Source organism: Phenylobacterium sp. (assembly GCF_020402505.1).
Taxonomy (GTDB): domain Bacteria; phylum Pseudomonadota; class Alphaproteobacteria; order Caulobacterales; family Caulobacteraceae; genus Phenylobacterium.
Map to the genome: position 1 here is coordinate 1 of NZ_JADBZL010000025.1, position 20,516 is coordinate 20,516.

The 20,516-nt window shown below is 69.6% G+C and carries 21 protein-coding genes; 12 read left to right on the forward strand and 9 right to left on the reverse strand.

Annotated elements, in window-relative coordinates:
• A partial coding sequence (locus IM632_RS02285) for a Maf family protein (protein WP_296551971.1) occupies window positions 1–534 on the reverse strand: 534 nt, incomplete at its 3' end.
• A complete protein-coding gene (locus tag IM632_RS02290; RefSeq protein ID WP_296498564.1) occupies window positions 531–1,379 on the reverse strand; it encodes a pyruvate, water dikinase regulatory protein in 849 nt (282 codons plus the stop codon). The genes IM632_RS02285 and IM632_RS02290, both read right to left, overlap by 4 nt.
• Window positions 1,380–1,878: 499 nt before the next feature.
• Here IM632_RS02290 and hemE point away from each other — a divergent pair, with 499 nt between their 5' ends.
• The 4 genes from hemE to rho all read left to right on the forward strand — a co-directional run bounded on the left by hemE (window position 1,879) and on the right by rho (window position 6,050).
• Window positions 1,879–2,910, forward strand: coding sequence for a uroporphyrinogen decarboxylase (gene hemE, locus IM632_RS02295; RefSeq protein WP_296485062.1), 1,032 nt, complete (start codon window positions 1,879–1,881; stop codon window positions 2,908–2,910).
• Window positions 2,907–3,953 carry a ferrochelatase gene (gene hemH / locus IM632_RS02300; RefSeq protein WP_296485049.1) on the forward strand — a complete coding sequence of 349 codons (1,047 nt, stop codon included), beginning with the start codon at window positions 2,907–2,909 and terminating at the stop codon, window positions 3,951–3,953. Before hemE ends, hemH begins: the two co-directional genes overlap by 4 nt.
• Window positions 3,950–4,405 (forward strand): CopD family protein, encoded by a 456-nt coding sequence (locus IM632_RS02305; protein ID WP_293512208.1) that lies wholly within the window; start codon window positions 3,950–3,952, stop codon window positions 4,403–4,405. Before hemH ends, IM632_RS02305 begins: the two co-directional genes overlap by 4 nt.
• Before the next feature lie 235 nt (window positions 4,406–4,640).
• Window positions 4,641–6,050: a transcription termination factor Rho gene (gene rho, locus IM632_RS02310; protein ID WP_296498567.1), complete on the forward strand. Its 1,410-nt coding sequence runs from the start codon at window positions 4,641–4,643 to the stop codon at window positions 6,048–6,050.
• 48 nt (window positions 6,051–6,098) lie between these two features.
• Here the strand turns inward: rho and IM632_RS02315 are convergent, their stop codons facing one another.
• Window positions 6,099–7,070, reverse strand: coding sequence for a quinone oxidoreductase (locus IM632_RS02315; protein ID WP_296485046.1), 972 nt, complete (start codon window positions 7,068–7,070; stop codon window positions 6,099–6,101).
• 3 nt (window positions 7,071–7,073) lie between these two features.
• A complete protein-coding gene (locus IM632_RS02320; RefSeq protein ID WP_296498570.1) occupies window positions 7,074–7,775 on the reverse strand; it encodes a dienelactone hydrolase family protein in 702 nt (233 codons plus the stop codon).
• Between the two features lie 132 nt (window positions 7,776–7,907).
• Between IM632_RS02320 and IM632_RS02325 the strand changes: the two genes are divergently transcribed.
• The 7 genes from IM632_RS02325 (at window position 7,908) to IM632_RS02355 (ending at window position 14,522) form a co-directional block, all read left to right on the forward strand.
• A complete protein-coding gene (locus tag IM632_RS02325) occupies window positions 7,908–8,159 on the forward strand; it encodes a DUF6489 family protein (protein WP_296485040.1) in 252 nt (83 codons plus the stop codon).
• Window positions 8,156–9,499 (forward strand): tRNA uridine-5-carboxymethylaminomethyl(34) synthesis GTPase MnmE, encoded by a 1,344-nt coding sequence (mnmE, locus tag IM632_RS02330; RefSeq protein ID WP_296498572.1) that lies wholly within the window; start codon window positions 8,156–8,158, stop codon window positions 9,497–9,499. Before IM632_RS02325 ends, mnmE begins: the two co-directional genes overlap by 4 nt.
• Before the next feature lie 77 nt (window positions 9,500–9,576).
• Entirely contained in the window at window positions 9,577–11,421 is a 1,845-nt protein-coding gene (mnmG, locus tag IM632_RS02335) for a tRNA uridine-5-carboxymethylaminomethyl(34) synthesis enzyme MnmG (protein ID WP_296551973.1), read from the forward strand.
• Window positions 11,399–12,049, forward strand: a complete 651-nt coding sequence (rsmG, locus tag IM632_RS02340; RefSeq protein ID WP_296483609.1) for a 16S rRNA (guanine(527)-N(7))-methyltransferase RsmG — start codon at window positions 11,399–11,401, stop codon at window positions 12,047–12,049. Before mnmG ends, rsmG begins: the two co-directional genes overlap by 23 nt.
• On the forward strand, window positions 12,033–12,848 hold the full coding sequence (locus IM632_RS02345) for a ParA family protein (RefSeq protein WP_293540036.1): 816 nt from the start codon (window positions 12,033–12,035) through the stop codon (window positions 12,846–12,848). Before rsmG ends, IM632_RS02345 begins: the two co-directional genes overlap by 17 nt.
• Window positions 12,849–12,858: 10 nt before the next feature.
• Window positions 12,859–13,731 (forward strand): ParB/RepB/Spo0J family partition protein, encoded by an 873-nt coding sequence (locus IM632_RS02350; protein WP_296483614.1) that lies wholly within the window; start codon window positions 12,859–12,861, stop codon window positions 13,729–13,731.
• Between the two features lie 44 nt (window positions 13,732–13,775).
• Window positions 13,776–14,522: a class I SAM-dependent methyltransferase gene (locus tag IM632_RS02355; protein ID WP_296519002.1), complete on the forward strand. Its 747-nt coding sequence runs from the start codon at window positions 13,776–13,778 to the stop codon at window positions 14,520–14,522.
• A 6-nt stretch (window positions 14,523–14,528) separates the two neighbouring features.
• Here IM632_RS02355 and holA read toward each other — a convergent pair whose 3' ends face one another.
• From holA to IM632_RS02375, 4 genes are all read right to left on the reverse strand, one after another.
• On the reverse strand, window positions 14,529–15,581 hold the full coding sequence (gene holA, locus IM632_RS02360; protein WP_296519000.1) for a DNA polymerase III subunit delta: 1,053 nt from the start codon (window positions 15,579–15,581) through the stop codon (window positions 14,529–14,531).
• A 5-nt stretch (window positions 15,582–15,586) separates the two neighbouring features.
• Window positions 15,587–16,087 carry an LPS assembly lipoprotein LptE gene (lptE, locus tag IM632_RS02365; protein ID WP_293522214.1) on the reverse strand — a complete coding sequence of 167 codons (501 nt, stop codon included), beginning with the start codon at window positions 16,085–16,087 and terminating at the stop codon, window positions 15,587–15,589.
• Window positions 16,084–18,663, reverse strand: coding sequence for a leucine--tRNA ligase (leuS, locus tag IM632_RS02370; RefSeq protein ID WP_296503575.1), 2,580 nt, complete (start codon window positions 18,661–18,663; stop codon window positions 16,084–16,086). Before leuS ends, lptE begins: the two co-directional genes overlap by 4 nt.
• Window positions 18,664–18,779: 116 nt before the next feature.
• Window positions 18,780–19,289, reverse strand: a complete 510-nt coding sequence (locus IM632_RS02375) for a DUF3576 domain-containing protein (RefSeq protein WP_293527648.1) — start codon at window positions 19,287–19,289, stop codon at window positions 18,780–18,782.
• A 258-nt stretch (window positions 19,290–19,547) separates the two neighbouring features.
• On the opposite strand from IM632_RS02375, the gene IM632_RS02380 reads away from it, so the two are divergent.
• Window positions 19,548–19,946: an NtrZ family periplasmic regulatory protein gene (locus IM632_RS02380; protein ID WP_296523510.1), complete on the forward strand. Its 399-nt coding sequence runs from the start codon at window positions 19,548–19,550 to the stop codon at window positions 19,944–19,946.
• Here the strand turns inward: IM632_RS02380 and IM632_RS02385 are convergent.
• Window positions 19,936–20,516, reverse strand: a 581-nt coding sequence (locus IM632_RS02385) for a thiamine phosphate synthase (RefSeq protein ID WP_366817245.1), incomplete at its 5' end; no start/stop codon positions are given. The genes IM632_RS02380 and IM632_RS02385 overlap by 11 nt on opposite strands.

The window sequence follows — 20,516 nt, forward strand, 5'->3', positions numbered from 1 at the left end:
GGCGAAATAGTCTCCGCGGATCTCGCTGAACAGCTGGACCCCGGGTCCTTCCAGGCGGTAGGCGCCCACCGAGCTCAGGAGCGCCCCCGCATCCGCCTCCAGATAGTGCGCCAGGAAGGAGTCGCTGAAGGCCCGCATGGCCAGCTCGGCCGTCGACAGGGTCTCCCACAGGACCTCGCCTTCCCGGGCCACGGCGACAGCGGCGTGAAGGGCGTGAGTGCGGCCACGCATGGCTCTCAGCCGCGCCGCGGCCTCGGCCAGGTCGACCGGCTTGTCATGCAAACGCCCTTCGAAATCCAGGGTCTGATCCGCGCCGATGACCAGTCCCGGGCGCATTCGGGAGACCGCCAGGGCCTTCTCCCGGGCGAGGGCGGCGGCCACCTCGGCCGGACCAGCCCCCCGGGCGAGGAGACCGGCCTTCAGGATATCCTCGTCAACGCCGGAATCCGCCGTGGCGAAGGGAACGCCCGCTCCTCGGAGGATAGAGGCGCGGGCGGCGCTCTTGGAGGCCAGGGTGACGGGGAGACGGCTCACGGGCTCACCTCGGCGACCGGCCGGCTGGACTGGAGCAGGTTCAGGACCGCCGCAGCGGTCTCCTCAACGGATCGGCGGGTCACGTCGATCACCGGCCAGCCCTGGCGTTCGTAGAGCCGGCGCGCCTGGACCACCTCCTCGCGGACGGCCTCCATATCGGTGTAGGCGGTGTCCCTCGACTCCTTGAGGGACAGGAGACGATTGCGCCGGATCTGGATCAGCCGGTCCGGCGATATGGTCAGTCCCACCACCAGGGCCGAAGAGAGTCGCGTCAGGGCTTCGGGCACCGGACGACCGGGCACCAGAGGGAAGTTGGCGGCGCGGATCCCCCGGTGAGCGAGGTAGATGCAGGTGGGGGTCTTTGAGGTGCGCGAGACGCCGACCAGAACCACATCGGCCTGGTCGAGCTCTGCGCCGCCCTGACCGTCATCGTGGCCGATGGCGTAGTTGAGGGCGTCCATCCGGTTGAAATAGTCGGTGTCCAGGGCGTGCTGCGCCCCGACCCGCCGGGTCAGCGCCGCGCCCAGATAGCGGGACAGGGCCGACACCAGGGGGTCGAGGGCGGCGATGCAGGGCATGTCGAGGCGTCGGCAACCCTCCTCCAGGGCCGTCCGCAGGGTGTCGTCGACAATGGTGTGCATGACCACGCCCGGAGCGTCCTCGATGTCGGCCAGGGCGCGCTCCAGCTGCCGGGGGGACCGGACCAGGGCGTAGTAATGCTCGATCGGCAGGACGTTTTCGAACCGGGCGCATACGGCTCTCGCCATGGCGTTGAGCGTTTCCCCGGTCGAATCCGACACCAGGTGGACATGAAAGTAGGTGGCGTATCGGGAGGAGGCGATCATTCGGCGGTCGACGCTCGGGTCGGGCTTCGGGGCGGGAGATTTCTGGGGATGAACCTGTCCACGACTTCTTATCCCAAGTCGATCGCCGTGGGGAGAAAAGCCGCGTGGCGGCGCAATGGCCCGGTGTCTCGACAAAGATGGGCATGAAGGGCGCGATCCATCCCCGGACCGGCCCCCATGTGGACAGGCGGTCCACAGGCTCGGCATGTTTCAGAAGCAGCCCCGGACAAGGCGAGGTTGTTCAGGTGATGAGATCGATAAAAGATATAAGAAACAATATGTTAGATGATATCCACAGGTCTGCCTGGACACGGCGGGTCTGGTGTTGGTCGCTCGGTGGGAAACGTCGGGAGAAGAGCACTCGGGAGAGTCTTCTCCCCAATCTTCAGCCCTCCTTCTTCCTTCGCTACCTGAAAATCAAACCTTGTGATGTGAAAGAAGGCGGCCTGCGGGAACACCGGTGCTTGAGCCGGGAGCCCGGCCGGGGTTTAAGGGCGCCATGACAGAGGCGGCGATCCCAAAACTCCTGCGGACCCTGGCGGGCGAGACCTTCGACCGGCCCCCCGTCTGGTTCATGCGCCAGGCTGGTCGGTCCCTTCCGGAGTATCGGGAGCTCCGGTCCCGGGCGAAGGACTTTCTGGCCTTCTGTTATGACCCGGAGATGGCGGCGGAGGCGACGCTCCAGCCGATGCGCCGGTTTCCCTTCGACGCCGCCATCGTTTTTGCGGACATCCTCCTCATCCCCCAGGCCCTGGGGCAGGAGGTCTGGTTTGAGGCGGGAGAAGGTCCACGCCTTGGCCCGCTGCCAGAGGTAGAGGCCTTATCGGATCAGATCGAGGCTTCGACGGGCCGTCTTGCCTCGATCGGCGAGACCCTGTCGCGGGTCCGAGCCCGGCTCGAGCCGGAACGCGCCCTGATCGGGTTCGCCGGCGCACCCTGGACCGTGGCCACCTACATGGTCGAAGGGCGGGGTTCGGATCGCTCCGGCGCCCGCGCCTTCGCCTATGAGCAGCCTGAGAGGCTGGACCAGATCCTTGAGGTCCTTGTGGAGGCGACGGCCCGCTACCTGGTCATGCAGGCCCGCAGCGGCGCCCAGGTCCTCAAGCTGTTCGAAAGCTGGGCGGAAGGGCTGGCCGAGGACGTCTTCGAAAGGGTTGTGGTGGGTCCGCACCAGGAAATCATCCGCAGGGTCCGGGCCGCCGGTGTGGATGCGCCCTTCATCGGATTTCCCAGAGGGGCCGGCGCGCTGGTCGATACCTACGCCGATCAGGTCCCCGTGCAGGCGGTCGGCCTGGACACTCAGGCCAGCCGCGCGCAGGGCAGACGGATCCAGACGGGCGGCAAGGCGATCCAGGGGGCTCTCGACAACCTGCTTCTGAGGGTCGGCGGACCGGCCATGGAGGCCCGGATCGACGCCCTGTTGGAGGCCTGGACCCCGGGCCCCTACATTTTCAATCTGGGACACGGGGTTCTGCCCGACACCCCCGTGGACAACATTGAGCGGGCCGTACGCAGGATCACAGGCAAATGACCCGTCTCGCCGTTGTCCTCTTCAACCTGGGGGGTCCGGACGGGCCGGAGGCGGTGCGTCCCTTCCTGTTTAACCTTTTCCGGGACAAGGCCATCATCGGCGCGCCTGCGCCGATACGTTATCCCCTTGCAGCCTTCATCTCCGGGACCCGCGCCAAAGGCGCCCGGGCCAATTACGCCCTGATGGGAGGGGGGTCGCCGCTGCTGCCCGAGACCCGCAAACAGGCCGAGGCGCTGCAGGCGGAGCTTGTCAGGCGCCGTCCTGGTGACGAGGTTCGCGTCTTCATATCCATGCGCTACTGGAAACCGTTCGCCGCCCAGACAGCACGGGAAGTGGCGGATTTCGCCCCGGATGAAGTGGTCCTTCTTCCTCTCTACCCCCAGTTCTCGACCACGACGACCGAGTCCTCCCTGAAGGACTGGAACAAGGCCTATCATGGACCGGGCCGGAGCCGCACGGTCTGCTGCTATCCGGTTTCCGACGGGCTCGCGGAGTCCCACGCCCGGGCCATCCGCAGCGTCTGGGAGTGGGCAGGGCGACCTGAAGGCCTTCGTCTCCTGTTCTCAGCTCACGGCCTTCCCGAACGGGTGGTCGCCCGCGGCGATCCCTATCAGGCTCAGGTAGAGGCCACAGCCGCCGCCGTCGCCGCGCGACTGCCGGAATTCACGGACTGGAAGATCAGTTACCAGAGCCGGGTGGGACCCCTGAAGTGGATCGGACCCTCGACGGACCAGGAGATTGTTCGGGCCGGGTCGGAGGGCGTGGGCGTGCTCGTCTCGCCGATCGCCTTTGTCTCCGAGCACGTGGAGACCCTGGTTGAGCTCGATCAGGAGTACGCCGAGCTGGCCCAGGAGTCCGGTTGCCCGGTCTGGTTGAGGGCTGCGGCGCCGGGAACGGATCCGGATTTCATTTCCGCCCTGGCCGTAGCGGTCGGTTCAGCCCTGGGGCGCTCGGGCGGCGTGGCGCCGGAGGGAAACTGGACCTGCCCGAGGGTCCACGGCCGGTGTCCGCGCCTGGCGCAGGCCGCAGGAGCGCGCCGATGAATGTCTATGACCTGCTGCGGGGCCTCCACATCCTGGCCGTCATCGCCTGGATGGCGGGCATCATGTACCTGCCCCGCCTGTTCGCCTATCACGCCGAGGTGACCCCGGGATCAGAGATGGACCGGACCTTCCAGGTCATGGAGCTCAAGCTCTACCGGATTATCATGGGCCCCGCCATGGTGGCGTCCTTCCTCCTGGGCCTGGCCTTGATCTGGTTCGACGCCACGGCCCGGCTGGGAGGCTGGGGCTTCCTGCTCAAGCCCTGGATGCTCGCGAAGCTTTCGGGGGCGATCTTCCTGATCGGCTGGCACCACTACCTGGGCGCAGCCCGGAAGAGGTTCGCCGCCGGGACCAATACCCGCTCCAACCGCTTCTGGCGGGCGACCAACGAGTTGCCGTTCCTGGCGGCCATCGTCATGGTGCTGGCGGCGACCCTCGAGTTCGGCGGCTGAACCGCAAGCGCCACGGCCCTTGACCCCGGTCGCCGAGTGTGGTTCCGCTCCCGTGTCCGGACCGAACAGGTGTTCGGGACCGGATCCCGCCTCTCTCGCCGCGGGCGCGCCGCTCTTCTGTGTCGGCCCCTTGCCCCGGCTCCAAAATGACAGAGCTAAACGCGGTCGCGTCGACGCACCGCGCCGGTTGCCGCCGCCATGACCTGCGGTGGAGCCGGGAACTGAAAGACTGACCATGTCCGAAGACACTTTTTCACCAGACCCCGCGGATCTCGTTGAGGCCATCGAGGACGCAAGTCTCGACCTTCCAGGGGGCGAAGACGCCGCCGCCGAGGACGAGGAGCCCTCCCAGGCCGCCCAGGCCATCGCCGCCATGGGTCTGATCCGCATGTCCCTCCAGGAGCTGAAGGACAAATCACCCGCCGACCTCCTGAGCTTTGCCGAGACCCTGGAGATCGAGAACGCGAACTCCATGCGCAAGCAGGACATGATGTTCGCCATCCTCAAGGTCCTGGCGGAGGAGGGTGTAGAGATCTCCGGCTCCGGGACCATGGAGGTCCTGCCCGACGGCTTTGGTTTCCTCCGCTCGCCCGAGGCCAACTACCTTCCCGGGCCCGACGACATCTATGTCAGCCCGTCGCAGATCCGGAAGTTCGGCCTGCGGACCGGCGACACGGTGGACGGTGGTGTCCGCGCCCCCCGGGAGGGCGAACGCTATTTCGCCCTGGTGAAGGTTGACCAGATCAACTTCGAGCCGCCGGAGAACGTCCGACACAAGGTCCTTTTCGACAATCTGACGCCCCTCTACCCGCAGGAGCGCCTCAGGATGGAGATGGAGGATCCGACGCTGAAGGATCGCTCCGGACGGGTCATCGATATTGTCGCCCCGCTGGGCAAGGGTCAGCGCTGCCTGATTGTCGCCCCGCCCCGGGTCGGCAAGACGATCATGATGCAGAACATCGCCAAGGCGATCGCAGCGAACCACCCCGAGTGCTACCTGATTGTGCTCCTCGTCGATGAACGGCCCGAGGAGGTCACCGACATGCAAAGGACGGTGAAGGGAGAGGTCATCGCCTCGACCTTCGATGAGCCCGCCCAGAGGCACGTCCAGGTGGCCGAGATGGTGATCGAAAAGGCCAAGCGCCTGGTGGAGCACAAGCGGGATGTGGTCATCCTCTTGGACAACATCACCCGCCTGGGCCGGGCCTACAACACCACCGTCCCCTCCTCTGGCAAGGTGCTGACCGGCGGTGTTGACGCCAACGCGCTGCAACGCCCCAAGCGCTTTTTCGGCGCCGCTCGGAACATCGAAGAGGGCGGCTCGCTGACCATTATCTCCACCGCCCTGATCGATACGGGCAGCCGGATGGACGAGGTGATCTTCGAGGAGTTCAAGGGCACCGGGAACTCGGAAATCGTCCTCGACCGGAAGGTGGCGGACAAGCGGATCTACCCGGCGATCGACATCCTGAAGTCGGGCACCCGGAAGGACGAGCTCATCACCCCGCCGGCGCAGCTGGCCAAGACCCACGTCCTGCGTCGGATTCTCGCCCCCATGGGCGCCCAGGACGCCATCGAGTTCCTCCTCGACAAGCTGCGCCAGTCCAAGAACAACGATGACTTCTTCCAGTCCATGAACACCTGATCGCCGACGCCCGGTGTTTCACGTGAAACACCGGGGCGGCGCTTCGGGTCAGGGGATCAAGAGGGTCGAGCCCACGGTCTGTCGGGCCTCAAGCGCCTCATGGGCCGCCTTCGCCTGGCTGAGGGGGAAGGTCTGGCCGATCTCGATGGAGATTTCTCCCGCTGCGATCCGCCCGAAGACGGCTGCGGCGCTGGCGTCCAGCTCGGCCGTGGTGGCGGTGTAGTCGCCGAGGGTCGGGCGGGTGAAGAAGAGCGAGCCCAGGCGCATGAGCCGTCCGGGCTCGACAGCCGGCGGCGGGCCGGAGGCGTTGCCGAAGCTCACGAAGGTTCCCCTCCGGGCCAGGCTGCCCAGGGTCCCCTCAAAGGTGGAAGCGCCCACCGAGTCGTAGGCTGCGGTCACTCCCGCCCCGCCGGTGATCCGACGCACCTCTGCGGCCACGTCCTGTTCGCCATAGAGGATCACGTGATGAGCGCCGAGGGCCCGGGCCCGGTCGGCCTTGGCGGGGCTTCCCGCCGTGGCGATCACCTCGGCGCCCAGGGCCCGGGCCCACTGCACCATGATCTGACCTACCCCGCCGGCTGCGGCGTGGATCAGGACGGGCTCGCCGGGCTGGACGGGGCGGCAGCGCAGGAGGAGGAACTCTGCGGTCATGCCCTTGAGAAGGGCGGCCGCTGCGGTGCGCTCATCCACGCCCTCCGGGATCCGTACGGCCCGGCCGGCGTCCACCAGATGCAGGTCTGCATAGGCCCCGATAGGGCCGGAGGCGAAGGCGACGCGGTCGCCGGGGGCGAAGCGCTCTACCCCCTCCCCCGCGGCGATGACGTCTCCGGCCCCCTCCATGCCGAGTCCCGAAGGGAGACGGAGGGGATAAAGGCCGGACCGGTGGTAGGTGTCGATATAGTTGACCCCGATGGCCCACTGCCGGACCAGGATCTGGCCGGGGCCGGGTTCCGGGTCGGGCAGATCGACGAGATCGAGGACCTCCGGGCCGCCGGTGGCGGAGAGGCGAATGGCGCGCATGGCTCAGGCCGCTCCCAGGTTCAGGCGGAGGAAGTCGAGGCTCCTCTGGCCCGCAAGGGCTGCGTCCCCAGCGTGATAATGCTCGCCGCCCAGGCGGGCGAAAGCGTGGTCACGCCCGGGATAGGTATGGATGGTCGCCAGCGGCTGGTCGGCAAGGCCTTCCCGGATCGCGGCCTGGGCGGCGGGCGGCACGAAGCCGTCGGCCTCGGCGATATGCAGCATCACCGGTTTGCGGAGGTTGCGGCTCTCGCCGATCAGGCCCTCGATGCCCACGCCGTAAAAGGAGACGGCGGCGTCGACATCGGTGCGGGTGGCGGTCAGCCAGGCCAGCTGACCGCCCAGGCAGAAGCCGACCGCGCCGGCCTTTCCGCTGCAGCCGGGATCCGCCCGGATGTGGCCCAGGGTGGCGGCGATGTCCTTGACGCCCTGGTTGGTGTCGAAGGCGTTCATCAGGGCGAAGGCCTTCTTCCACTCCGCTTCGGTTCGGTCCGTGATGTCGACGCCAGGTTCGATGCGCCAGAAAAGATCGGGGCAGATGGCGAGAAAGCCCTGGGCGGCCAGGCCGTCGGTGATGTCGCGCATGACGGCGTTGACCCCGAAGATCTCCTGCAGGACCACAATGGCCGGGGCGCGGGCGGCGGCCGGTCGGGCGACATAGGCGCCCATCTCACCGCCTGAAACCTGGATTCGAACTGTCTCTGCCATGGGGTCCTCCGTTGGGTCAGGCTCCACATTTAGGCAAGGGGCGCGCCGAGCGGAAGCCGTTTTGCGAAGCCCGTCGCCGCGCGCTATTCTTTCCTCCCGCCTTGCAGGCGCGGCCTCATAAGGACACCCCCCATGAAGATCACGGTCGAAATCGACTGCACACCCGTAGAGGCCCGGACCTTTCTGGGCCTGCCGGACGTCAGCGCGCTGAACGCCGGTCTGGTCGAGGAGATGCAGGCGCGCATGAACGCCAACATGGCCATGCTGTCGCCGGACGAGCTGGTGAAGAACTGGATGGCCTTCGGCGCCGGGGCCCAGGAGCAGTTCACCAAGCTGATGACCCAGGCCGCCGGTATGGGCATGGGCGCCGCGCGCCCGAAATGACCGACACCATCTTCGCCCCGGCCACCGCGCCTGGCCGGGCGGCGGTGGCGGTCGTGCGCCTGTCCGGTCCGGACGCCCGTGCGGCGCTCTCCCGCCTGGGCGGCGGACGGCCGGCGCCGCGTCGCGCCAGTCTGCGGCGTCTCGTGGATGCGGACGGCAGGACCCTCGACCAGGCCCTGGTGCTGTGGTTGCCCGGACCCGGAAGCTATACCGGCGAGGACAGCGCCGAGCTTCATCTTCACGGCGGCCCGGCTGTTGTGGCCGGCGTCCTCGAGGCCCTTGCCAAAATGGGACTCCGGTTGGCGGAGCCGGGCGAATTCACCCGCCGGGCCTTCGAGAACAATCGGCTGGATCTCGCCCAGGCCGAGGGCGTGGCGGACCTGATCGAGGCGGAAACCGAGGCCCAGAGACGGCAGGCCCTGAACCAGCTGGACGGCGCCCTGGGCCGGGCGCGGGACGCCTGGCGCGCGGACCTGGTGGAGGCGCTGTCCCTCTTCGAGGCCGCTGTGGACTTTCCCGACGAGGACCTGCCCGCCGACATCGCCCGCCGGGCCCGTCCCGCTCTGGCACGACTCCTGGAGGCTCTGGGTGAGGCCGTCGCGGGCGTTCGACGCGCCGAGCAGGTGCGGGACGGATACGCCATCGCCCTGGTCGGGGTCCCCAACGCAGGAAAGAGCACGCTCCTCAACGCCCTGGCGCGCCGGGAGGCGGCGATCGTCACGCCGACGCCGGGCGCCACCCGGGACATCATCGAAGTCCCCCTCCGTTTGGCCGGTTACAAGGTGGTGCTGGCCGACACTGCGGGTCTGCGCGACGCGGCGGACCCGGTGGAGGTTGAGGGTGTGCGCCGCGCCAGGGTCCGGGCGGCTGAAGCCGATCTCAGGCTCTGGGTCGTCGATGGCGCCGGTCCCGCCGACCGGGGCGTGGCGCCGCCGGGCGTGCTCAAGGCTGGCGATCTCTGCCTGATCAGCAAGTCCGATCTTCCCGCAGGGGATGCGGTCACGCAGGCTCTGGCCGAGGCCGCAGCCCTGGGGCTGGAGTCTCACCGCCTCAGCGCCCACCGGGGCGAGGATGTCGCGGCCCTGGAGGCCGTCCTGGCGGACCGGGCGGCCTCGGCCCTCGGGTCCCACGAGCCTCCGGCGGCGACCCGGCTCCGGCACGCGGCTCTCTTGTCGGAGGCGATCCAGCGCCTTGAGAGCGCCGTCGCCATGGCCGGGGATCCCGAATTGGCGGCGGAGGATGTCCGGCTGGCGGCGCGGGCCCTGGACCGGATCACCGGGCGGATTGGGCCCGAGGACGTGCTTGACCGGATATTCGCCACCTTCTGCATCGGCAAGTGACCTGTTTCACGTGAAACACGGCCGGAAGTGGTGTAGGACGTCGCCGCCTGTCTCAGCCAGAGGAGCGGCCGGGGCCCATGTGGGATGTCATCATCATCGGCGGCGGCCACGCCGGCTGTGAAGCGGCGGCGGCCTCCGCGCGCTTCGGCGCCCGCACCCTGCTGCTGACCCACCGGATCGAGACCCTGGGCGAAATGAGCTGCAATCCCGCCATCGGCGGCCTGGGCAAGGGCCACCTGGTGCGAGAGGTGGACGCTCTGGACGGCGTCATGGGCCGGATGGCGGACGCCGCCGGAATCCAGTTCCGCCTACTGAACAGGTCCCGGGGCGCGGCCGTTCGCGGTCCCCGGGCCCAGATCGACCGCCGCCTCTACCGCGAGGCCATGCAGGCGGAGCTGGCCGCCACCCCCGGCCTGGAGATCCTCGCCGAAGCGGTGGAAGACCTGGTGGTCGCCGACGGTCGAATCGCCGGGGTCGTCGGCGCCTCGGGTCGGATCTTCCCGGCCGCCCGGGTGGTCCTGACCACCGGCACCTTCCTGAAGGGCGTCATCCACCTGGGCGAGCAGCGCATCCCCGCCGGCCGGGCCGGGGAGGCGCCCGCCATCGGCCTGTCCGACCGTCTCTACGATCTGGGCCTCTCCATGGGCCGGCTGAAGACCGGAACGCCCGCCCGCCTGGATGGACGGACCATCGCCTGGGACCGGCTGGACAGCCAGGCTGCGGACCCGGTCCCGAGCCCCTTTTCCTTTCTGACGGACCGGATCACCAATCCCCAGGTCGCCTGCGGCGTGACCGCCACAACGGCGGAGACCCACAGGATCATCTCTGAGCGCCTCTCCGAATCCGCCGTCTATGGGGGCCGGATCCAGGGTCGGGGCCCCCGTTACTGTCCCTCCATCGAGGACAAGGTGGTCCGCTTCGCCGACCGGACGAGCCACCAGATTTTCCTGGAGCCGGAGGGACTGGATGATCCCACCGTGTATCCGAACGGGATTTCGACCTCAGTCTCGCCAGAGACCCAGGACCTGTTCCTGCGCACAATTCCCGGCCTGGAGGCCGTCCGGGTGATCCGGCACGGCTATGCCATCGAGTACGACTACGTCGATCCCCGCGAGCTGGACCCGACCCTTGAGGTCAAGCGCCTGCCCGGCCTCTACCTGGCGGGCCAGATCAACGGCACGACCGGCTACGAGGAGGCCGCCGCCCAGGGCCTGGTGGCCGGCCTCAACGCCGCCCGGTCGGCATCGGGCGCGGACGCCGCCGTCTTCCGCCGGGACGAGGCCTATATCGGCGTCCTGATCGACGACCTGGTGACCCGGGGCGTCACCGAGCCCTACCGCATGTTCACCAGCCGGGCGGAGTTCCGCCTGACCCTGCGCGCCGACAATGCCGACCAGAGGCTCACCGATCGGGGGATCGCCCTGGGCTGCGTCGGCCCCGTGCGCCAGGCCTTGTGGGGCCGTCGCGCCGCAGAGCTCGAAGCCGCCCGCCGCCTGGCTTCGGAGAGGGTCCTGACCCCCGCCCAGGCCGCCCGGGCGGGCCTGCCCGTCAAGGCGGACGGACAGAGACGCAACCTCTCCGAGCTCCTCGCCTACCCCACCATCGACTTCGAGGACCTCGCCCGGATCTGGCCTGAGATCCTGGACTGGAGCCCGGTCGTCCGCGAGCAGGTGGAGATCGACGCCGCCTATTCCGGGTATCTCGACAGGCAGGCGGCTGACGCCGAGGCCTTCCGCCGGGACGAGTCCCTTCGCCTGCCCGCCGGACTGGACTACGCCGCTGTGGGCGGGCTCTCAAACGAGATCCGAGAGAAGCTTTCCACCGTTCGGCCCCTGACCGTCGGTCAGGCCGCCCGCATCGAGGGCATGACCCCTGGCGCCCTCACCGCCCTCCTGGCCCATGCCCGACGCCACGCCGCCTGAGGCGCCCCTGTCCGCAAGAGGGTTCGCTGACCTTACAGGCGCCGACGCCCGGGCCCTTGAAGACCTCGAGCGCTATCGGGCGCTCCTCGAAGACTGGAACCTGAGGATGAACCTGGTGGGTCCGGCCACCTTGCCGGCCTTCTGGTCGCGGCACGCCCTGGACTCCGCCCAGCTCCTGCCGCGGGCCCCGGAAGCCCTGACCTGGGCGGACCTCGGCGCCGGCGCCGGCCTGCCCGGGGTGGTGCTGGCCATACTGGGCCGCCACCGCCCGGGCTTCCACGTCCACCTGGTGGAAAGCATGTCCAAACGGTGCCGTTTCCTTGCGGCCGTGGTCAGCGAGCTCGGCCTGCCCGCCAGCATCCACAACGCCCGGGCGGAAGACCTTGACCTGACTGTGGATATCGTCACCTCCCGGGCTTGCGCACCCCTCGTCCGACTGCTTGGGTACGCCCGGCCCTACTTCGAGAGAGGGGCGACGGGTTTGTTCCTGAAAGGTCAAGATGTTGTGGCTGAAATCGAAGAAGCCACAAGATCATGGGATTTTGAGGTGGAAATCCTGCCCAGCCTGAGTGATGATCGAGGCCGCATTCTTCGCATCCGGAGCACTGGTCGTGGCCCCCGTCGCTGAAGCCTTCCGCCCCCTGAGGGTCCTGGTCGTCGCCAACCAGAAGGGCGGTGTGGGAAAGACCACCACCGCGATCAACCTGGGCACCGCCCTGGCGGCGGTGGGCGAACGTGTGCTGCTGATCGATTCCGATCCCCAGGGCAACGCCTCTACAGGCCTAGGGGTTCCCCGGGCTGAGCGCCGGATCACCCTCTACGATGTCCTGATGGGGGGCACGCCCCTGCTGGATGCAGTCACGCCGACCCGGTTGCCGGGCCTGGACCTCGCCCCCGCCGACCCGGACCTGTCCGGCGTCGAGATCGAGCTCGGCCAGGAGGCCCGCCGGTCCTTCCGTCTGCGCGACGCCCTCCAGGCGGTCCGCGCGTCCGGGCGCTACACCTATGTCCTGATCGATTGTCCGCCCTCCCTCAACCTGCTGACCGTCAACGCCATGACGGCGGCGGACGCCGTTCTTGTTCCCCTGCAGTGCGAGTTCTTCGCCCTTGAGGGTCTGAGCCAGCTGATGCGCACGGTGGACCTTGTGCGGGGCAGCCTGAACCCCCGTCTGGAGATTCAGGGCGTCGTCCTGACCATGTTCGACCGTCGCAACCGGCTCTCCGAACAGGTGGCGGGAGACGTGCGCAGCCACTTTGGCGAGGCGGTGTACCAGACGGTGATCCCGCGGAATGTCCGGGTGTCGGAGGCGCCGTCCTTCGGCAAGCCCGTGCTGATCTATGACATCAACTGCGCCGGCAGCCAGGCCTACCTGAAGCTGGCCCGCGAGGTCGTTCACCGCGAACGCGCCCGGCGCGAGGCGGCCTGAGGAGGCTCCGGTGGTGGAGAAACGCGGACTTGGACGGGGCCTCTCGGCCCTCCTCGGGGAGGCGGCGCCGCCCCCGCCCCCGCCCCCGGGCAGCGTGACCGAGATTCCGATCCACCATATCCATCGCTTCGAGGCCCAGCCGCGCGCCCGCTTCACCCCGGAGGAGATGGAGGCCCTGACCGAGTCCATCCGGGCGAACGGTGTCCTTCAGCCGATCCTGGTCCGGGCCCATCCCTACAACCCGGACCATTTCGAGCTGATCGCCGGGGAGCGGCGATGGCAGGCCGCCCAGCGGGCGGGGTTGCACGCCATCCCGGCCCTCATCCGGCAGATGACCGACGTCGAGCAGCTCGAGGCGGCCATCGCCGAGAACGTGCAGCGGGAGTCCCTGACGCCGATGGAAGAGGCTTACGGCTACCACAGCCTCGTGGAGCGGTATGGCCGCACCCAGGCCGAGGTGGCCCAGGCCATGGGCAAGAGCCGGCCGCATGTGGCCAACGCCATCCGCCTCCTCTCCCTGCCCCCGGAGGTCCAGGGCATGGTGTCGGAATCGGAGTTGAGCGCCGGTCACGCCCGGGCCCTGCTCGGGGCGCCCGACCCCCTCGCCGCCGCCCAGCTGGTGGTGCAGCGCGGACTGTCCGTCCGCGAGACCGAGGCCCTGGTCAAGCGCCTGCAGTCTGACGCAGAGACCGGCTCTGCGCCGCGGTCCTCGACCCGGGCGGCCCGGAAGGACGCCGACATCCAGGCCCTGGAGGCCGACCTGTCCGCCGCCCTCGGCCTGAAGGTCGAAATCGTCGACCGGGACGGTCAGGGCGAGGTGCGGGTCCGCTACGCCGCCCTGGAGCAGCTGGACGAAATCTGCCGCCGGCTCTCGCGCCGGTAGGTCCTGGCCATACCGTCCGGTCCGACCTCCCCTGCCCACCCTCTATGACCGCCCTCTATGACCAAATCGGCGTCGGCTATGCCGGCCTGCGCCGGGCCGACCCCCGCATCGCCGCCAGGCTGCTCGCCGCCCTCGGTCCCGTCGCTCCCCTGCTGAACGTTGGGGCGGGAACGGGCAATTATGAACCGGGCGACCGGAGGGTCGTGGCCGTCGAACCGTCCCGCGAAATGATCCGCCAGCGGCCGTCGGGGGCCGCACCCGCCGTCCAGGCCGCGGCCCAGGCCCTGCCTTTTGCCGACGGGGCCTTCGAAGCGGGGCTTGCCGTATTGACGGTCCACCACTGGCCCGATCCCCTCGCCGGCCTGCGTGAACTGCGGCGGGTGGTTCGCGGCCGGATCGTCATCCTGACCTTCGATCCCGCCGCCCGGCCCTGGCTGACCGACTACGTCCCGGCGCTCGCCGCCCTCGACGAGGCCCAGATGCCGCCCCTGGAGGTCTATGCCCAGGCCCTGGGACAGGTCCGCATCACCCCCCTCGACATCCCGCACGACTGTTCGGACGGCTTCCTCCACGCCTTCTGGGCTCGTCCGGAGGCCTATCTGGACACCCGTATCCGCTCAGGCAGTTCGTCGTTTCGCGCCCTCGCCGATACCGGGGCGGGACTGGAGCGTCTTCGCGCCGATCTGGAAAGCGGTGAATGGGACAGACGCTATGGCGGGCTGAGGCGCCACGACGCCTACGACGCCGGCTACCGGATCGTGAGCGCCGACGGATCGCCAGGGTCCGGCTGAAGGGCTTCAGAGACCGAGCCGGCGGGCCTTCGCTGCAATCTGCAATGCCAGGCGTTCCGCAACCAGGGCGTCCGGCGCCCGGGCGGTCTTGCACGCCCGGTCCGCCGCCAGGACGTCGGCGGTGATCGCGTCCAGGGTCTCCAGGCTCCAGGCGCGGGCCTGTCGCAGAAACTCTCGCTCGTCCTTCCAGAAGACCCCCGACGCCTTGGCGGCCTCCTGCAGGCCCGCACCGCTGCGGACGAGGGTCAGAACCCTTCGGAGCCGGCCCAGGTGCTGGCCCAGGGCGCGCACGGCGCCAGGCCCGGACAGCCCCTCCTGCGCCGCCCGCCGCAGGCCGGCCTGGGCCTCGGCCAGCCGCCCCCCGAAGGCGTCGGCAGCCGCCCCGGCGAGGGAAGCTTCCGGCTCCACCCCCAGGAAGGCTTCAAGCTCCATCGGACCGGCTGTGGTCCCCGAGCCCGGGCCGAGGAAGAGGGCGAGGCGCTCGATCTCCCGGCGGGCCACACCGCGCTCATGGGGCAGACGCGCCACAAAGAGGGCGAGGGCTTCCGCTGTCAGGCCGACCCCGTCCCTGGCCAGGGCCTCCCGGGTCATGCGCGCCACGTCGCCGGCCTCGTCCTCGTAGCAGGGGATGACCGCGCAGGCGTCGGCCTTCTCCGCCGCCCGGCGCAGGGCCGAGTCGCGCCCCAGAGCGCCGGCCTCCACGAGAAGGAAGGCGTCGGGGTTGAGGTCCCCGGCCAGAAGGCGACCCAGGGCTTCCACGGCCAGTTTCTCGCTGGCGGCCCGCTCGCCGCCGAGGCGCAGGCGGACCAGGCGCCGGCCACCCATCAGGGACTGGGCCGCCAGCTCGCCCTCCAGGCGGCCTTCGTCTCCGGAGAGGTCGCCTTCGGTGAGGACGGCGACGTTGAAAGGATCCTCGGGGTCCTCGGTGACGCGGGCGGCCAGCTGCGCCGCCCGTTCGCGGACGACGCCGAGGTCGCGGCCGTAGATCACGGCGGCGCGGACCCGGGGGTCGGGCCTGGCCAGGAACGTGTCCAGATCGGGCCGGCGGCTCAGGATCACCCGGATCAGGACCCCTGGCCGGCCAGGAAGGCGGCGAGCTCCAGGTGGATTCGCCGGGCGGCCTCCTGGGCGGCCCGGGCCTGCGCGTCCTGCTGGGCCACGACAGAGGCGTAGGGCTGGTCGGCGGAGTCGTAGGTCAACTCCACCCGGACCCTGCCGGTCTTCAGAGGCTCGCGCCGGGCGGCCGGGCTCAGGGTATAGGCCGCCGTCAGGACGTACTCGTAGCGGGTGGCGACATTGTCCACCCGCACGCCCCGGGGATAGCGCAATTCAGAGAGGGCCACGTCCAGCCGGTAGGCGGCGGGCAGGGCCGACCGGCGCCCGAGAGCGTCGTCCAGCTGCTCGCGCAGGAGGGCGCCCGCCCGGCCCTCGGGGGTGGTCACCTCGACGGCGGCGAGGCCCGCTCCCAGATCCGGCGTCGCATAGAGGGGCGTGAAGCCGCACCCCGCCAGCGGCAGGCAGGCGGCGAGGCCAAGTCCTCGGAGGAGGCGCCCGGGGACCTTCATCCGGCCGCCACGATGTTGACGATGCGATCCTTCACCACGATCACCTTGCGGATGGTCAGGCCCTCAAGACGCCGGGCCGTCTGCGGATCGTCAAGCACCATCTTTTCGACGTCGGCGGGCTCGGCGCCGGCCGGAGCGCGGATTTCCCAGCGCCGCTTGCCGTTGACCTGCACCGGAAGGGTCACCTCGGCCTCCCGGGTGAGGGCCTCGTCGAAGGCCGGCCAGGGGGTGAAGACCACCATGCCCTCGCCGCCGATCCGGGCCCAGCACTCTTCGGCCAGGTGGGGTGTGAAGGGGGCGATCAGCCGGGCGAAGACAGACAGGGCCTCGGCGCGCTCGGCCAGGAGGGCCTCAGAGGCGCCTTCCGCCTTGTGTTCGCGCAGGAGGTTCAGGAACTCGTAGAGGCGGGCGATGCCGGAATTGAACCGGAAGGTCTCGATGGCCTCGGTCACGGCCCGGGTCAGGCGATGGGTCGCCCGGCGCAGCGCCTCCGCCCCGGGGTGGTCGGGATCGGCCGCGTGCGGTCCCGCCGGCTGGCTCTCGAATTCGCCCCAGACCCGGTTGACGAACCGCCAGGCGCCTTCGACCCCGGCGTTGGACCATTGGGCGTCCCGTTCCGGGGGCGAGTCGGACAAGACGAACAGCCGCGCGGCGTCGACCCCGTAGACCTCGAAGATCTCCCCCGGGGGAACGGTGTTCTTCTTGGACTTGGACATCTTCTCAGGGTCGCCGATGACCACCGGCTCGCCGCTGGCCGCCAGACGCGCGCGCCGGCTCCGTCCTTCAGTCTCGATCACCACCTCGCCGGGCTCCACCCAGTCCCCGCTCTGGCGGCGGTAGGTTTCGTGGGTGACCATGCCTTGCGTAAACAGGCCCGCGAAGGGCTCGCGGACCGAGAGCTGACCGGCGTCGGCCAGGGCCTTGGTGACAAACCGCGCATAGAGGAGGTGAAGGACGGCGTGCTCGATGCCGCCGATGTACTGGTCCACGGGCAGCCAGTAGTCGGCCGCCGCCTTGTGGATCGCCTCGGCCGCCTCGACGTCCGTGAAGCGGGCGAAGTACCAGGAGGAGTCCACGAAGGTGTCGAGGGTGTCGGTCTCCCGCGCCGCCGCACCGCCGCACCTGGGGCAGGATGTATGCTTCCAGGTCGGGTGCCGGTCCAGGGCGCTGCCCGCCTTTCCAAACACGATGTCCGCCGGATGAGCCACCGGCAGGGCGTCCCTGGGGACTGGCACGACCCCGCAGGCGGGACAGTGGATGATCGGGATCGGGCAGCCCCAGGCCCTCTGGCGCGAGACTCCCCAGTCCCTCAGGCGGAAGACGGTGGCGCCCTGGCCGGCGCCCTCCGCCTCCAGCCGGGCGATGGCCGCAGCCTTGGCGGATTCGATGTCCAGGCCGTCGAGGAAGCCCGAGTTGAACAGGACCCCGCTCCCGGTCCAGGCTTCGTCGCCCACCTCGAAGGTCGCCGGGTCCGCCCCCGGGGGCAGGACGACCGGTCTGACCGGCAGGTCATACTTCCGCGCGAACTCCAGGTCGCGCTGGTCATGGGCCGGGCAGCCGAAGATGGCGCCCGCGCCATAGTCCATGAGGATGAAGTTGGCGATCCAGACCGGCAGCTCCACCGAGGGGTCGAAGGGGTGCCGGACTCTCAGCCCGGTGTCGAAACCGAGCTTCTCGGCGGTTTCGATCTCGGCCTCGGAGACCGCGCCGCGCCGGCAGGCGTCGACGAAGGCCGCGGCGGCCGGGTTGCGCGCCGCGACCTCCGCCGCCAGGGGATGGTCGGCGGCCACGCCCACGAAGGCGGCCCCGAACAGGGTGTCGGGTCGGGTCGTGTAGACCTCCAACCCGTCCGGTCGCGCAGGATCAGTGAAGTGGAAGGCGAAGCGGGCCCCCCGGGAGCGGCCGATCCAGTTCTCCTGCATGGTCCGGACCTTCTCGGGCCAGCGCTCCAGGCCCTTGAGGTCGTCCGTCAGGGCGTCGGCATAGTCGGTGATCCGCAGGAACCACTGGCTCAACCGCCGCTTCTCGACGACCGCGCCGGATCGCCAGCCCCGGCCGTCAATGACCTGCTCGTTGGCCAGGACGGTCTGGTCCACCGGATCCCAGTTGACCTGGCCCTCCTTGCGGTAGACCAGGCCCTTCTCGAACAGGTCCAGGAACCAGGCCTGCTGCCGGCCGTAGTATTCCACGTCGCAGGTGGCGAACTCCCGGGACCAGTCGATGGACAGGCCCAGCTCTTTCAGCTCGCTGCGCATCCGGGCGATGTTGTCGTAGGTCCAGGCCTTGGGATCGACCCCCCGCTCCATGGCCGCGTTTTCCGCCGGCAGACCGAAGGCGTCCCAGCCCATGGGGTGCAGGACATTGAAGCCCCGGGCGCGCTTGTAGCGGGCGATGACATCGCCCAGGGCGTAGTTGCGCACATGGCCCATGTGCAGCCGGCCCGAGGGATAGGGGAACATCTCGAGCACATAGTACTTCGGCCGGGACGGGTCGGGAGGCCCGGCGCGGAAGGCGTCCGCCGCCTCCCAGGCGCGGCGCCACTTCGGCTCGGTTTCTTTCGGATTGTATCTGGCCATGGCGGGCATACCGTCGGATCGGGTCACGGAAGAAGGGTCGGACCGGCCCCCTGGGCGCAGTCCGGTCCGTCAGGGCCGGGGGCGGATCCTGGAGGGTCGGGCTGCGCCCCCGGGGTTCAGCCGGGGACGTCGGAAAGTCGGACCTGGCGCGCCCGCGTCAGGATGGCGTTCTCGAGATCGATCTCGGTCTGGGCGTTCACCTGGGCGTCTGTCCAGGCGCCGGAAGGATCGCGCACCTGCCGGAACAGGGCGACGTTCAGCCCATCCGCCCGAAGGCGGCTGTCGAGGATGTAGACGGTCGCCTTGAAGCGCTCGTCCGGCTTCTCGGGATTGACGTACCAATCGGTAATGATGACCCCGCCGTAGGGATCCGCCGAAGCCAGGGGCATGAAGGACAGGGTGTCCAGAGCCGCCCGCCACAGATAGCCGTTCACCGAAATCGCGGGCCGGTCGCCCTGCGGCCGGGAGCCGCCGTCGAAGACGCCCAGCGGGTTGAAGCCGGCGGGCTCCCTGCCCTCGAAGGTCCTGGGCTCGCGATTCGACGCACACGCGCCGAGCGAGGCTGCGGCGACAATCGCCAGACCCGCCATCAGGCTCTTCTTCAGGACTCCGGTTTCAGACGGCATCCGCACCGCTCCACACTTCAGGGCCTGCGCCCCGCGGCGCAAACCGGCGCCACCCCGCGCCGCGCCCTCTATATCAATGCCCGGACGCGGGCCAAACAGGAATCACGTGGCGCCGCCGCCACAGGCCCGGTCGGATTCCCGGGCGCCGGGGGGCGATCAGGTTGACCGGCGGGCCGGGCGACCCCTAATGGACAGAAGGGCCTATTTTGGGCGCAATTGACTGGAATACATCCGGTCTGTCTGGTGGTGAGTTCTCGCGTGTCCCTTCCGGGTTTGACATCCGGGCGTCTTGTCGCCCTCCTGGCCGGCGCCCTCCTTGCGGGTGCGGGAACGGCGGCGCATGCGGATCCGGCGCGAAAGCCCGCAGATTTCACCGTGCGTGTCGACCAAACCGCCAACCCCGCCGGGGGAACTTCCCTGACCTGGGACGCCCGCAAGGGGCGCTGGGGCATGACGCTCAATGTCGAGGCGCCCCAGACCCGCGAGCCGGACTGGACCGATGTGAAGGCCGGCGCCTACTACCGGGTGTCGCCCCGACTCAGCATCGGGGGCGCGGTCTCCATGGGCGACCAGGCCGGGCAACCTGAGGCCTGGCGCAAGGTCGCGCCTCAGCAGCCAGCGCCCCGCGTCCGGCTTGAGACCGCCTTCAAGTTCTGAGGTCGCCGGTCCGGCCTGCGGCGGGCGCCGTGAGGCTGAAACCCACGCCTGCAAGACCCGCCGCGCCGGTCATCCGGAGTCGGCCAGCCGTCGCATCATTGACGCCGCCCAGGGCGTAGGCCGGCGCTGAGGCCGTCCTCACCCTCTGGGCGAAGCGCAGGGCGCCAAGGGGCGGACCCGCAGACGGTGAGGCCGACGGGAACACTGCCGAAAGGACGAAGGCGTCAATTCCGGAACGTCGCGCCGCCCGCGGCGTGTGCGCCGCCGCGGTGATGATCCAGCCCGGCCGCCGCAGTCGCCAGGCGCGGCCGGCCAGCCGTTCGGGAAGGTGAACGCCCGAGGCGCCCGCGCGCGCGGCCAGCTCGGCGTCCGCGCCCACCAGGAGGACCAGGCCGCGCCGCCTCGCGACGATCGCCAGGGCCCGGGCGGTTTCCAGCCGGTCGGGCGCCCCGAAGGCCCGGTAGACCAGGCCCGCGCCCCGGGGCAGTTTGTGGGCGAGGGCCAACGGATCGGCGGTCCGGTCCGGATCGGTGAAGACCAGCAGGGGCGGCGGCCTCTTCCCCTGGGACC

Coding starts and splice junctions, on each gene's coding strand:
- IM632_RS02290 (WP_296498564.1), bottom strand. CDS start 1,379: ATGATCGCCTCCTCCCGATACGCCACCTACTTTCATGTCCACCTGGTG.
- hemE (WP_296485062.1), top strand. CDS start 1,879: ATGACAGAGGCGGCGATCCCAAAACTCCTGCGGACCCTGGCGGGCGAG.
- hemH (WP_296485049.1), top strand. CDS start 2,907: ATGACCCGTCTCGCCGTTGTCCTCTTCAACCTGGGGGGTCCGGACGGG.
- IM632_RS02305 (WP_293512208.1), top strand. CDS start 3,950: ATGAATGTCTATGACCTGCTGCGGGGCCTCCACATCCTGGCCGTCATC.
- rho (WP_296498567.1), top strand. CDS start 4,641: ATGTCCGAAGACACTTTTTCACCAGACCCCGCGGATCTCGTTGAGGCC.
- IM632_RS02315 (WP_296485046.1), bottom strand. CDS start 7,070: ATGCGCGCCATTCGCCTCTCCGCCACCGGCGGCCCGGAGGTCCTCGAT.
- IM632_RS02320 (WP_296498570.1), bottom strand. CDS start 7,775: ATGGCAGAGACAGTTCGAATCCAGGTTTCAGGCGGTGAGATGGGCGCC.
- IM632_RS02325 (WP_296485040.1), top strand. CDS start 7,908: ATGAAGATCACGGTCGAAATCGACTGCACACCCGTAGAGGCCCGGACC.
- mnmE (WP_296498572.1), top strand. CDS start 8,156: ATGACCGACACCATCTTCGCCCCGGCCACCGCGCCTGGCCGGGCGGCG.
- mnmG (WP_296551973.1), top strand. CDS start 9,577: ATGTGGGATGTCATCATCATCGGCGGCGGCCACGCCGGCTGTGAAGCG.
- rsmG (WP_296483609.1), top strand. CDS start 11,399: ATGCCCGACGCCACGCCGCCTGAGGCGCCCCTGTCCGCAAGAGGGTTC.
- IM632_RS02355 (WP_296519002.1), top strand. CDS start 13,776: ATGACCGCCCTCTATGACCAAATCGGCGTCGGCTATGCCGGCCTGCGC.
- lptE (WP_293522214.1), bottom strand. CDS start 16,087: ATGAAGGTCCCCGGGCGCCTCCTCCGAGGACTTGGCCTCGCCGCCTGC.
- leuS (WP_296503575.1), bottom strand. CDS start 18,663: ATGGCCAGATACAATCCGAAAGAAACCGAGCCGAAGTGGCGCCGCGCC.
- IM632_RS02375 (WP_293527648.1), bottom strand. CDS start 19,289: ATGCCGTCTGAAACCGGAGTCCTGAAGAAGAGCCTGATGGCGGGTCTG.